The sequence below is a fragment of the Mycobacterium mantenii genome (assembly GCF_001667865.1).
Taxonomy (GTDB): Bacteria; Actinomycetota; Actinomycetes; order Mycobacteriales; family Mycobacteriaceae; genus Mycobacterium; species Mycobacterium mantenii_A.
The window spans coordinates 83104-95280 of record NZ_LZJP01000029.1 but is presented as its reverse complement, the minus strand read 5'-3'; the positions used below and the strand labels follow the sequence as shown (position 1 = coordinate 95280).

9 protein-coding genes are annotated in these 12177 nt (G+C 69.0%); 5 read left to right on the top strand and 4 right to left on the bottom strand.

Annotated features, from left to right (window positions below):
- Positions 1–128: 128 nt before the first annotated feature.
- The 3 genes from A5688_RS04535 to A5688_RS04525 form a co-directional block, all read right to left on the bottom strand.
- Complete coding sequence (locus A5688_RS04535; RefSeq protein ID WP_131811895.1) at positions 129–425, bottom strand: hypothetical protein; 297 nt, start codon at positions 423–425, stop codon at positions 129–131.
- 157 nt (positions 426–582) lie between these two features.
- Positions 583–2862 carry a carbon starvation CstA family protein gene (locus tag A5688_RS04530; protein ID WP_068268063.1) on the bottom strand — a complete coding sequence of 760 codons (2280 nt, stop codon included), beginning with the start codon at positions 2860–2862 and terminating at the stop codon, positions 583–585.
- A 45-nt stretch (positions 2863–2907) separates the two neighbouring features.
- On the bottom strand, positions 2908–4449 hold the full coding sequence (locus A5688_RS04525; RefSeq protein ID WP_067912147.1) for an ATP-dependent DNA ligase: 1542 nt from the start codon (positions 4447–4449) through the stop codon (positions 2908–2910).
- A gap of 111 nt (positions 4450–4560) precedes the next feature.
- Here A5688_RS04525 and A5688_RS04520 point away from each other — a divergent pair, with 111 nt between their 5' ends.
- The gene (locus A5688_RS04520; RefSeq protein WP_067827497.1) at positions 4561–5319 is read left to right on the top strand and encodes an SDR family NAD(P)-dependent oxidoreductase; all 759 of its coding nucleotides are present in this window, start codon (positions 4561–4563) and stop codon (positions 5317–5319) included.
- Between the two features lie 175 nt (positions 5320–5494).
- Complete coding sequence (locus tag A5688_RS04515) at positions 5495–7669, top strand: acyl-CoA dehydrogenase (RefSeq protein WP_067912144.1); 2175 nt, start codon at positions 5495–5497, stop codon at positions 7667–7669.
- A 10-nt stretch (positions 7670–7679) separates the two neighbouring features.
- Here A5688_RS04515 and A5688_RS04510 read toward each other — a convergent pair whose 3' ends face one another.
- Entirely contained in the window at positions 7680–8015 is a 336-nt protein-coding gene (locus A5688_RS04510) for a Zn-ribbon domain-containing OB-fold protein (protein WP_067912197.1), read from the bottom strand.
- Positions 8016–8079: 64 nt separating this feature from the next.
- Between A5688_RS04510 and A5688_RS04505 the strand changes: the two genes are divergently transcribed.
- The 3 genes from A5688_RS04505 to A5688_RS04495 all read left to right on the top strand — a co-directional run bounded on the left by A5688_RS04505 (position 8080) and on the right by A5688_RS04495 (position 11884).
- Positions 8080–9273, top strand: coding sequence for a thiolase family protein (locus A5688_RS04505; protein WP_067912141.1), 1194 nt, complete (start codon positions 8080–8082; stop codon positions 9271–9273).
- A 20-nt stretch (positions 9274–9293) separates the two neighbouring features.
- The gene (locus tag A5688_RS04500; protein ID WP_067912138.1) at positions 9294–10751 is read left to right on the top strand and encodes a FadR/GntR family transcriptional regulator; all 1458 of its coding nucleotides are present in this window, start codon (positions 9294–9296) and stop codon (positions 10749–10751) included.
- A gap of 140 nt (positions 10752–10891) precedes the next feature.
- Positions 10892–11884 carry a sensor histidine kinase gene (locus A5688_RS04495; RefSeq protein ID WP_067912136.1) on the top strand — a complete coding sequence of 331 codons (993 nt, stop codon included), beginning with the start codon at positions 10892–10894 and terminating at the stop codon, positions 11882–11884.
- Positions 11885–12177: the final 293 nt, after the last annotated feature.

The following is a 12177-nucleotide window of genomic DNA, read 5'->3' as shown; positions in this document are numbered from 1 at the left end:
TGCCCCCCGGTTGGATCAGTCCTCGAAGTGGCGCTCGTAGTCGTTGCGCTCGAGGCGCCACTGCAGGTTGTGGGTCCCAACTGCGAGCAGCATCATCAACCCGGCGCAGGCGACGCTGGTGATCACGTTCACAGCCTGTCCATTTCGCGTGCCATGCGAGCGTCCTCGAGGTAGGCGTAGTGCCTGAGGTAGGGGTGCCGCGGCCGATTCGCGTCGGCGACCATGTGCCGCAGCGCGGCGGCGATCCGGCTGCCGAGCGGGACGCGGCGCGTCTCCTGGACGACGGCTGTGCCGAAGAGCACCTGCTGGGTGCTGATCAGAACCTCTGCGCTTGCCGCGTTCACCGAGGCCGCCGAGGGCGATTGCGGAATGGGCTCGTTGACGGTAGGGGGTGAGGTCCGTAGTCCCGTTGGCGTGACCAGCATTTCGTCCACCTTCTTCGCGTTGCGTCCCCGTTGAGCAGTTAGGTCGGCTCGTGATGGACTCAACGTACGGTCGGCGATCACCGGTTGGCACGCGTAGTCGACTACCTATTTGTGCGCGACCGGCTACCGCATCTCGGCAGGCATAGGCAACGCGCGGTCAACGCGTCGGAGCGCCAGCTGCGGAAGGAGTCGACGTCGGCGGCGCGTCCCATCGCCGTTGCACCTCGCGCTCGGCGGCGGTGGGGATCAGGCCCGACGGCGCGAAGAACTTCGACGGCACCGGGTCGTCCTCGGTCAGCGGCCGGCTCAGCCTGCTCGCCGGCCCGCGAATTGCCCCGAGCGCGACCACGACTCCGGCGATCACCACGATGACGACGGCCGCCGCGAACAGGATGGACAGCGTGCCCTGGATGAAGGTGTTACGGATGACCGCGTCGAGTTGATGCGCGTTCTTGGCCGATCCGAACGACGTCTTACCGGCGCTGCGGGCGGCCAGGTATTGGAAGTGCTGCGTCCAATAGCCGACGGCGGGATCCGCGGAGAAGATCTTCTGCCACGACGCGGTCAGCGTGACCACCAGGTCCCACAGCAGCGGCACCCCGGGAATCCACGCCCACCTCAGCAGGCCCTTCTTGATGACGATCACCGTGATGACGGTGAGCGCGATCGCCGCGAGCAGCTGGTTGGCGATGCCGAACAGCGGGAACAGCGTGTTGATGCCGCCCAGCGGATCGGTCACGCCCATCAGCAGGATGCCGCCCCACGCGGCGACCACGGCCAGGCTGCACCCCCACACGCCGGGGCGCCAACTCGGGTTTTGCAGCTTGGTCAGCGGCCCGCCCAGGTTGCCGAGCGAATCGGAGAGCATGAACCGGGCGACCCTGGTGCCCGCGTCGACGGCGGTGAGGATGAACAGCGCCTCGAACATGATCGCGAAGTGGTACCAGAACGCCTTGAGACCGGCGCCGCCGAAGGCCCGGTTCAACACCTCGGACATGCCCACCGCCAGCGTGGGGGCCCCGCCGGTGCGGGACACGATCGATTTTTCGCCGACGCCGGCGGCGGCCTGGTTCAGCTGATCGGTGGTTGCCGGGCCACCCGGCAGCCCGAGCCCGTTGACGTAGTGCGCGGCGGTGGCCGCGGTGCCGCCGGTCTGCGCGGCCGGGGCGTTGAGGGCGAAGTACACGTGCTGGTCCAGGATCGCCGCGCTGATCAGCGCCATGACGGCGACGAACGACTCGGTCAGCATGCCGCCGTAGCCGATGAAGCGCATCTGGCTTTCCTTTTCCAGCAGCTTGGGCGTCGTCCCCGACGAGATCAGCGCATGAAAACCGGACAGCGCGCCGCACGCAATGGTGATGAACAGAAAGGGAAACAGCGAGCCGGGGAAAACCGGCCCGTCGCCGCTGTGGGCGAACCGCGAGACCGCCGGCGCCTGGATGAGCGGGTGGGCGAGGAAGATCCCGAGCGCCAGCAACGCGATGGCGCCGACCTTCATGAACGTCGACAGGTAGTCGCGCGGCGCCAGCAGCAACCACACCGGCAGCGCCGACGCCACGAAGCCGTAGATGATGATCAGCCACGAGACCGTGACCGCCGACAGGTTCAACCAGGATGCGCCCCAAGGGGTTTCGCTGACCCAATTGCCGGAGACCACGGCCAGCATCAGCAACGCGAAACCGATGAGTGAGACTTCGCCGACCCGGCCGGGACGCAGGAACCGCAGGTAGCAGCCCATGAACACGGCGATGGGAATCGTCATGGCGATGGAGAACACACCCCAGGGACTCTGGGCCAGTCCGCGCACCACGACCAGTGCCAGCACCGCGATGATCATCACCATGATGACCAGGACGCCCACCATCGCGGCGACCCCGCCGGCCGCGCCCAGCTCGTCACGGGCCATCTGGCCCAGCGAACGGCCCCGCCGCCGGGTGGAGATCCACAACACCAGGTAGTCCTGCACGGCACCGGCGAATACCGCACCGAAGATGATCCAGATGCTGCAGGGGAGATAGCCCATCTGGGTGGCCAGCACCGGACCGACGAGGGGCCCGGCGCCGGCGATGGCGGCGAAGTGATGGCCGAACAGCACCCGACGGTCGGTCGGCACGTAATCGGTGCCGTCATCGAAAATTTCGGCGGGCGTGGCGTGGTCGTCGCGCGGCCGGACGATCTTCAATTCGATCAGCCGGGCATAGAACCGGAATCCGATCAGGTACGTGCAGATCGCCGCGAGGACGATCCACACCGCGTTGACCGTCTCGCCCCGGGCGAACGCGATGATCGCCCACGCGGCGGCGCCGAGCACCGCGATGATCGCGAACGCGACCTTGTGCCGGGCGGTGATGGGGGAGCGGTCGACGATGGCAACGGGTGGCAGGTCGTCATCGGTGTGGATGTAGCTGACGTCTGTGTCGTGCCCTGTGACTGCCACGGCGGAAACCCTACGCGCGCAAAACCAACTGCGCCTGTCCGAAATTCAGTACAGCGCGCGCACGACGTCGATGGTGTCGGCTTCGGCGGGGCTCTTGTCGTCGCGGTAGCGCAGCACCCGCGCGAACCGCAGTGCCAGCCCGCCGGGGTAGCGCGACGACTTCTGCACTCCGTCCAGCGCGATTTCGACCACCTGCTCGGGCCGGACGTGTACGACGTACCCGTCGGTGCCGCCGACCGCGAGTTCGCCGAACCGGGCGGTCTGCCACTCAAGCATGGCGTCGGTCATGCCCTTGAAAGTCTTTCCCACCATGATGAATTCGCCGGTGACCGGATCGCGGGCGCCCAGGTGGATGTTGGAGAGTTTGCCGCGGCGACGCCCCGATCCCCACTCCACCGCGAGCACCACCAGATCCAGCGTGTGCACCGGCTTGACCTTCAGCCAGCCCGCTCCCCGGCGACCCGCCGCATACGGCGCATCGGCCGCCTTGGCCATCACACCCTCGTGGCCGGCGGCCAGCGTCGCGTCCAGGAAGGCGCCCGCCTCCGTGGGGTCGGCGGTGAACAGCCGATCGACGCGCTGCGCCGGCGGCACCAACGCATCCAGGGCGGCCAGCCGCTCGGTGGTCGGCGCGTCGAGCAGGTCGATGCCGTCGCGATGCAGGATGTCGAAGAAGAACACCGAAAGCCGTTGCGCGGCAAGCGCTGCGGCGATATCGACGGAGCGGCCGAACCGCGAGGCGGTGACCTGAAACCGGTGCGGCCGGTTATCGGGCCGCAGCGCGATCGCCTCGCCGTCGGCGATGAGGTTGTCGACCGGCAGCGCCAGCGTCGCCTCCACCACTTCGGGCAGCCGGGCCGTGACGTCGTCCAGGCTCCTGGTGTAGACGGTGACGTGGTCGCCGGCGCGATGGATCTGCACCCGCGCGCCGTCCAGCTTGGCCTCGAAAATCGCCTGCCCGCCGTGGCGTTCGATCGCATCGGCCACGCCCGTTGCGGTCTGCGCCAGCATCGGGCCGACCGGCCGCCCGACCCGCAGGGTGAACGCGTCCAGCGCCGACGCCGAGCCGGACGAGGGACCGGAAAGGGCCGCCGCCGCCACCGCCGGCAGGTTCCCGCCCAGCATCGCGGCGCGCTGCACCGCGGCGGCCGGGATCCCGGCGGCCTTGGCCACGGCGTCGGTCATGATCCCGGCCAGTGCGCCCTGGCGCAGTTCGCCGCCGAGGAGTCGCAGCAGAAAGGTCTGCTCGGTTTCGGTGGCGGCGGCGAACAGGGCGTTCAGCAGGGCGGCGCGGCGCGCCTGCGCGCCCTTGCCCGACACGGCGCCGATGTCGGACAAGGTGGCGTCGACGCCGGTGACGGTCAGCGTGGCGTGTTCGGCCGCCGGCGGCCGCGAGCGCAGCGCCGCCCAGCCCACGCCGATCTGGCGCTGCCGCAATTCACCGGAAAGCCACGACACGATGATGGCGACCCGAGCGGCGTCGGGCGCGGCGCGGGCCAGCAGGTCGGCGATGTGGGCGACCTTGGTCAGCCGCGACGACGTGCTTCCGACGTCGTTAGACGTCGTTGCCACGTCGAGAAGGAGCACGGTTGCCAGCTTGGCATGGCTCGGTGACAGGCCTGGGGAACGGACACGCTAGCGTGCCTACGTAACGTTACAGATTGCACGGGTTCTGACAACCACAAAGGAGACGTCCGGATGGAGATCAACGGGAAGAAGGCCGTCGTCATCGGCGGCGCATCGGGGATGGGACGCGCCACGGCGGAACTGTTCGCCGCGCGCGGTGCGGATGTCGCCGTCCTCGACCGCGAGGGTTCGGATGGTAAGGCGGTCGCCGAGGGCTTCGGCGGCGCGTTCTACCCCGTCGACGTCACCGACTTCACCGGCACCGAAGAGACGCTGCAGACCGCGGTCGACAAGCTCGGCGGCCTGCACGTCATCGTCACCACCGCCGGCGGCGGCATCGCCAAGCGGACGATGACCAAGTCCGGTCCGCACGACCTCGAATCCTTCCAGTCCGTGATCGACCTCAACCTCATCGCCTCCTTCAACATCAGCCGGCTGGCCGCCGCGCACATGGCCAAGAACGAGCCCGAGGACGAGGAACGCGGCGTCATCATCAACACCGCCTCCATCGCGGCCTTCGAGGGCCAGATCGGGCAGGTCGCCTACACCGCCGCCAAGGCGGGCATCGCGGGCATGTGCCTGACCATGGCCCGCGACCTGGGCTCGCTGGGCATCCGGGTGCTGGCCATCGCCCCGAGCCTGTTCGCCACCGGACTGACCCAGGGCATCCCGGACGAGTTCGCGGCGGCGCTCACCAAGGACGCGGCGTTCCCCAAGCGTCTCGGCCGTCCCGAGGAGTACGCGAAGCTGGCCGCCGCCATCGTGGACAACCCGATGCTCAACGGGCAATGCCTGCGACTGGACGCCGGACAGCGGTTCGCGCCCAAGTAGCCGCCCCCCGTTGGGGCCCTCCCCGCATTAAGTACACTCTTTAGGCAGCCGCCCCGCTTCCCCTCGAAGCGGGGCAGGCCACCCAGCTTCAGCCCCGACAATGCGGGCCGCGCGGCGGTCCGAGCGGGGGCGGGACGATCACACCCGGCTGGCATGCGGCGCGAGGAGGGCCCTCATGGGTATCGCAATAACCGACGACCATCGTGAACTCGCCGACGTGGCGCGCGGGTTCTTGACCTCGCAGAAGGCGCGCTGGGCGGCCCGATCGCTGCTCGACGCCTCCGACGAACCCCGCCCCGGGTTCTGGCACAACCTGGTCGAACTGGGCTGGCTCGGCCTGCACGTCGACGAGGAATACGGCGGCTCGGGCTTCGGACTGCCCGAGCTCGTCGTGGTGATCGAGGAACTCGGGCGCGCGGTAGCGCCGGGGCCCTTCGTGCCGACCGTGATCGCGTCCGCCGTGATCGCCAAAGACGGTACCGCCGAACAGAAGTCGCGGCTGCTGCCCGGCCTGATCGATGGAACCGTCACCGCCGGCATCGGGCTGGACAGCCAGGTGCGGGTCACCGATGGTGTGGCCGAGGGTGAGGCCGGAATCGTCCTGGGCGCCGGGCTGGCCGAGCTGTTGCTGATCGTCGCGGGTGACGACGTTCTGGTGCTCGAGCGCGGCCGCGACGGTGTCTCGGTCGAGGTGTCGGAGAACTTCGACCCGACGCGGCGGTCCGGACGCGTTCGCCTGCAGAACGTGCGCGTCTCCGACGATGACGTGCTGGTGGGGGCGCGCCCATCGGCGTTGGCCCGGGCCCGCACCCTGCTCGCCGCCGAGGCGGTGGGCGGGGCGTCGGACTGCGTCGACGCCGCAGTCGACTACGCGAAGGTGCGCCAGCAATTCGGGCGCACCATCGCCACGTTCCAAGCGGTCAAGCATCACTGCGCCAACATGCTGGTCGGCGCGGAGTCCGGGGTCGCCGCCGTCTGGGACGCCGCCCGCGCGGCGGGCGAGGACGAGGAGCAATTCCGGCTGGTCGCGGCGGTGGCCGCGACGCTGGCCTTCCCCGCCTACGTCCGCAACGCCGAACTCAACATCCAGGTGCACGGCGGCATCGGCTTCACCTGGGAGCACGACGCGCATCTGCACCTGCGCCGGGCGGTGGTGACCACCGCGCTGTTCGGTGGCAGTGGCCCTCAGGCACCGGCCGCCGACGTCTTCGAGCGCACCGCCGCCGGCGCCGTTCGCGAGAACAGCCTGGACCTGCCCCCGGAAGCCGAAGAACTGCGCACCAGCATCCGCGCCGACGCCACCGAGATCGCCGCCCTGGGCAAAGAGGCCCAGCGCGACAAGCTGATCGAGACCGGCTACGTGATGCCGCACTGGCCCAAGCCCTGGGGACGCGCGGCCGACGCGGTGGCGCAGCTGGTGATCGAGGAGGAGTTCCGCGCGGCCGGCATCAAGCGGCCCGACTACGGGATCACCGGCTGGGTGATTCTGACCCTGATCCAGCACGGAACGCCTTGGCAGATCGAACGATTCGTGGAGAAGGCGCTGCGCAAGGACGAGATCTGGTGCCAGCTGTTCTCCGAGCCCGACGCCGGATCGGACGCCGCCTCCATCAAGACGCGCGCCACCCGGGTCGATGGCGGCTGGAAGATCAACGGCCAGAAGGTCTGGACCAGCGGTGCGCACTACTGCGCGCGCGGCCTTGCCACGGTGCGCACCGACCCCGACGCCCCGAAGCACGCCGGCATCACCACGGTGATCGTCGACATGAAGGCGCCCGAGGTCGAGGTGCGGCCGCTGCGGCAGATCACCGGTGGCTCCGACTTCAACGAGGTCTTCTTCAACGACCTGTTCGTCCCCGACGAAGACGTCGTCGGGACGCCCAACTCCGGATGGACCGTCGCACGCGCAACGCTGGGCAACGAGCGGGTCAGCATCGGCGGCAGCGGGTCGTTCTACGAAGGCCTGGCCGACCAACTCGTGCAGCTCACCCAGCAACGTCCGGATCGATTGGCGGGCGGGCGAATTCGAGTCGGCTCGTACCTCGCCGAGGAAACCGCGCTGCGGCTGCTGAACCTGCGGCGCGCCGCGCGCAGCGTCGAAGGCGCGGGGCCCGGCCCGGAAGGCAACGTCACCAAGCTGAAGCTGGCCGAACACATGGTGGAAGGCGCCGCGATCATGGCGGCGCTGCTGGGTCCCGAGGTCGCGCTGACCGACGGTCCCGGCGCCCTGGCCGGCCGGCTGATGATGGGGGCCCGCGGCATGGCGATCGCCGGTGGCACGTCGGAAGTGACGCGCAATCAGATCGCCGAGCGGATCCTCGGCATGCCGCGCGACCCGCTGATCAACTAGCCCGCGGACGTCAGGCCGGCGCGAACTGCGCCGCGCCGCCGCTGCCGCGCTGCGGCCGCAGCTCGACGGGCATGCCGCAGGTCACCGAATCCGGTTCGCAGTCAACGATATTGGCGGCGATCCGCAGGCCGCTCTGCTCGGCGAGCTCGACGATGGCGATGACGTACGGGGTGGGGATCTCCGGGTTGTACGGGTGATGGTTGACCGTATAGGTGAACACGGTGCCCCGCCCGGAGACTTCTCGCGGCACCAGCGGGCCCCCACACTCGCGGCATTCGCCGCTGGCCGGATGCACCCAGCGCGCGCAGTCGTCGCAATACTCGATGAGCAGCGGCCCGTCCGACACGACGAATACAGTACACTCAATTGATTCGATGGTGGCGGTGGGTGTGGTCTGACGGGCGGTGTGCATGACGCATTTCGAAAAAGACGCGATCTTGTCCGGCATCGGGATCTCCCGGATCGGCCGTCGCACCGGCATCCCGGGCCTTGAGCTGACCATGGAGGCGGTCCGCGCCGCCATCGAGGACGCCGGCCTGGCCGCCACGGACATCGACGGCATCGCCACGCTGGGTGACACACCGGCGACGGACGTCAACGCCCAGCTGCGCATCGACGCCGCGGACTGTGGGTCGGGCTTCGGCACCGGTGGCCTGCTTTCGCCGGTGATGTCGGCATGCCGCGCGGTCGCCGAGCGCCGTGCCCGCCATGTGGTGGTGTACCGGACGATACAAATGCTCGGCGGCACCGTCCCGGTCAAGCAGGAGGAAAACGCGCCCGCTCCGCCGCTGGCGCGGATGTTCGAGACACCCGAGGGCGAGCCGAAGCCCGCCGTCGGCGCGATGGACGACGTGAACGATCTGGTTGCGGCGCACGCCTACTCGGCCGCCAACTGGCTGGCGCTCAACTGCCGCCGCCACATGGAGCTGTACGGGACCACCAAGGAACAGCTGGGCTGGATCGCGCTCAACGGCAGGCGCAACGCGGCGTTGAATCCCCGCGCGGTGTACCGGGATCCGATGACCATGGCCGATTACCTCGGCGCGCGGCTGGTATCCACCCCGCTCGGGCTGCTGGACTGCGACGTCCCGATCGACGGCTCGATCGCGGTGGTGGTGTCGCACGCCGAGTACGCCGCCGACTGTCCACACCGCGCGGTGAAGGTGGAGGCGATCGGCGGGTCCGACGGCGCCGGCGGCTGGTTTCACCGTGCGGACTATCCGAAGATGGCGATGTCGGATGCGACGGCGCAGATGTGGTCGCGCACTGAGCTGAAGCCCGCCGACCTCCAGCTCGCCGAGCTGTACGACGGGTTCACCTACCTCACCCTGGCGTGGCTGGAAGCGCTGGGGGTCTGCGGCGACGGCGAGGCCGGCCCGTTCGTCGAGGGCGGGGCGCGGATCGCCCGCGACGGCCAGCTGCCGCTGAACACCTACGGCGGCCAACTTTCGGCCGGGCGCATGCACGGCTACTGGGCGCTGCACGAAGGGTGTCTGCAGTTGCGCGGCGACGCGGGGGAGCGGCAGGTATCGCGTCGCCCCGAGGTCGGGGTCGTCTCCGTCGGCGGTGGGCCCGTCGCGGGGTGCATGCTGCTGACCTGTTGATCGAGAGCAATCGAGCCGGCATGACCGAGGAGCCGACGACCGGCCAGGCGGACAAACTCGCGTCGATCCTCGCCCGGGACATCGAGGCCGACATCGTCCGCCGTGGCTGGGCGGTGGGTCAATCGCTGGGATCGGAACAAGCCCTGCAGCAGCGCTTCGGGGTGAGCCGGTCGGTGCTGCGGGAGGCCGTTCGCCTGGTCGAGCACCATCAGGTCGCGCGGATGCGCCGGGGCCCCAACGGGGGGCTGTACATCTGCGAGCCGGACGCGGGGCCCGCCACCCGGGCCGTCGTCATCTATCTCGAATACCTGGGCACGACGCTGGACGACCTGCTCAACGCCCGCCTGGTGCTCGAGCCGCTGGCGGCCTCGCTCGCCGCCGAGCGCATCGACGAGGCCGGCATCGCGCGGCTGCGGGCGGTGTTACACGCCGAGGAGCAGTGGAAGCCCGGTTTGCCGACCCCGCGCGACGAGTTCCACATCGCGCTCGCCGAGCAATCCAAAAACCCTGTGCTGCAACTGTTTATCAACGTGCTGATGCGGCTCACCACCCGCTACGCCCTGGCGTCGCGAACGGATTCGGCGACCGAGGCCATCGAGGCGGTCGACCATCTGCATGCCCACCACTCCGAGATCGTCGCCGCCGTCACGGCCGGCGACTCGGCGAGGGCCAAGACACTGTCGGAGCGACACGTCGAGGCGGTGACCGGCTGGCTGCAGCAGCATCACGCCGCCGACGGAAGGCGGGGGCGCAAGTCGCGTCGGCGACTCGATTCCGAGGCGCCGCGGGGCAAGCTGGCCGAAATGCTGGCGGCCACCATCGGTGACGACATCGCCGCCAGCGGCTGGCACGTGGGTTCGGTGTTCGGCACCGAGGCCGCCCTGCTGGAGCGCTACCGGGTGAGCCGCGCAGTGCTGCGCGAAGCGGTGCGGCTGCTCGAATACCACTCGGTTGCGCACATGCGCCGCGGACCCGGCGGCGGGCTCGTCATCGCCCAACCCGCCGCGCAGGCCAGCATCGACACGATCGCCCTGTATCTGCAATACCGCGAGCCGAGCCGCGAAGACCTGCGATGCGTCCGCGACGCCATCGAGATCGACAACGCGGCCAAGGTCGTCAAGCGGCTCGGCGAATCCGAGGTTGCGGCCTTCCTGGCCCACCACGGGTCCGGGCTGCCGGACGACTCCCGCCGAACACCCGAGGATGTTCGGCGGGCCATGGCGGAGGAGTTCAATTTTCACGTCGGCCTGGCGCAGCTAGCCGGCAACGCGCCGCTGGATCTCTTCCTTCGCATCATCGTCGAGCTGTTCCGCCGGCACTGGTCGAGCACCGGCCAGGCGCTGCCGACATGGTCGGACGTGCTGGCCGTGCACCACGCTCACCTGCGGATTGTCGACGCGGTCGGGGCCGCCGACGAGAGCGTCGCCTGTTATCGCCTCCGCCGTCATCTCGACGCGGCCGCCTCGTGGTGGCTCTAGATCGGCGACCGGCGACCACCGGATGGGGCCCACCAAATCAGGTGAACCCAAATGTGATCCGTGGCGCGGTATAGCGAAGGCCCGTCTTGGGTACTGGAAGGGAGGGAAGGCGACAGCCGACTCAGCAGGGGGTTGGCATAGTGATCGAAAGCGAGAGCGCTGAAGTGACGGCGGGTAACGAAACCAGACAATACGGTTTCGTCCACTCCGCTCTGATTTACCACTCTCAGCGGGAATTTTTGGACTTGGTAGACCGCTTCGTCGGCGACGGCCTGGAGCGGGCCGAGGCGGTGCTGGTCGCCGTGCCGCCCCAGACGATGGCGCTGCTGCACGACACGCTGTCCGCCCGTGACGACCTGCCCGGTGACGTGCAAATGGTGGATATCACCGAGATCGCCCGCAACCCGACCCGGTTCATGGCGATGGAGGGCGGGTTCATCGACGAGCACCCCGACCGGCGCGTGCGAATCGTCAGCCAACTCGCCTGGCCCGGCCGCACCGAGGAGGAATTCGTCGCCTGCGTCGAGCACGAGGCCCTCGTCAACGAGGCGATGGACGGCTACCCGGCGACCAGCCTGTGCCTCTATGACGCGAGCCAGCTCGACGCGGCCGTGCTGGCCGACGCGCGCGCGACGCATCCGCTGCTGTGGGAATGCGGTGCGCTGCAGCGCAGCTCGGATTACGCCCCCATCGAGGTCCTGGAACGCTGCAACCGTCCGTTGGCCGCCAAACCCGGGGCCGTGACCTACATGGTTCGCCGGTCGGCGGACCTGCGGCCGGCGCGGTCCTTCGCTGTCGACTACGCGGGCTGGATGGGGCTGTCCCAGGAAAGCATCGAGGATCTGCAGTTGGTCGCCACCGAGCTGGCCACCAACAGCCTGATGTATACCGGGGGCGCCTGCCGGTTGGCCTTCTGGCAAGACGACGGGCATCTGGTCTGCGAGGCGCGCGACACCGGACAATTCGACGACCCGATGGTGGGCCGGCTCGACCCGGGCCCGTGCGGCCCCGCGAGTCGCGGCCTGTACCTGGTCAACGCCATCTCGGACCTGGTGCGCACCCACACCGCCCGGACCGGCACGACGATTCAGGCATATCTGCGGTTCGATCGGGCGCCGGGGCCGGCCGGATAAGACGAAGCGGCCGAAAGAAACCAGCGACCCGCCGAGACCACAGGTCCGGGCGGGTCGCTTGTCTTTTGGGTCAGATGCAGATCACCAAAACGCAGGTGCCTCCCGAGGATCCACCCGTGGTGGCCCCGGTGGTCGTAGTCTCCAAACATCCGGTGGGTACAAACAGGACCATAACAAATCCCGCAGCGGCGGCGGCGACCTTAAAGGCCCTCTTCGTCCTAATTGAATTCATATTCACATCCTTCCTTCCGGAGGCATAGCCCCGCGTGTAGATCGCCCGACAAATCGGATGT

Bases quoted from the DNA above. Each gene is read 5' to 3' on its own strand.
- A5688_RS04535 (WP_131811895.1), bottom strand. From the start codon at position 425: ATGCTGGTCACGCCAACGGGACTACGGACCTCACCCCCTACCGTCAAC.
- A5688_RS04520 (WP_067827497.1), top strand. From the start codon at position 4,561: ATGGAGATCAACGGGAAGAAGGCCGTCGTCATCGGCGGCGCATCGGGG.
- A5688_RS04515 (WP_067912144.1), top strand. From the start codon at position 5,495: ATGGGTATCGCAATAACCGACGACCATCGTGAACTCGCCGACGTGGCG.
- A5688_RS04505 (WP_067912141.1), top strand. From the start codon at position 8,080: ATGACGCATTTCGAAAAAGACGCGATCTTGTCCGGCATCGGGATCTCC.
- A5688_RS04500 (WP_067912138.1), top strand. From the start codon at position 9,294: ATGACCGAGGAGCCGACGACCGGCCAGGCGGACAAACTCGCGTCGATC.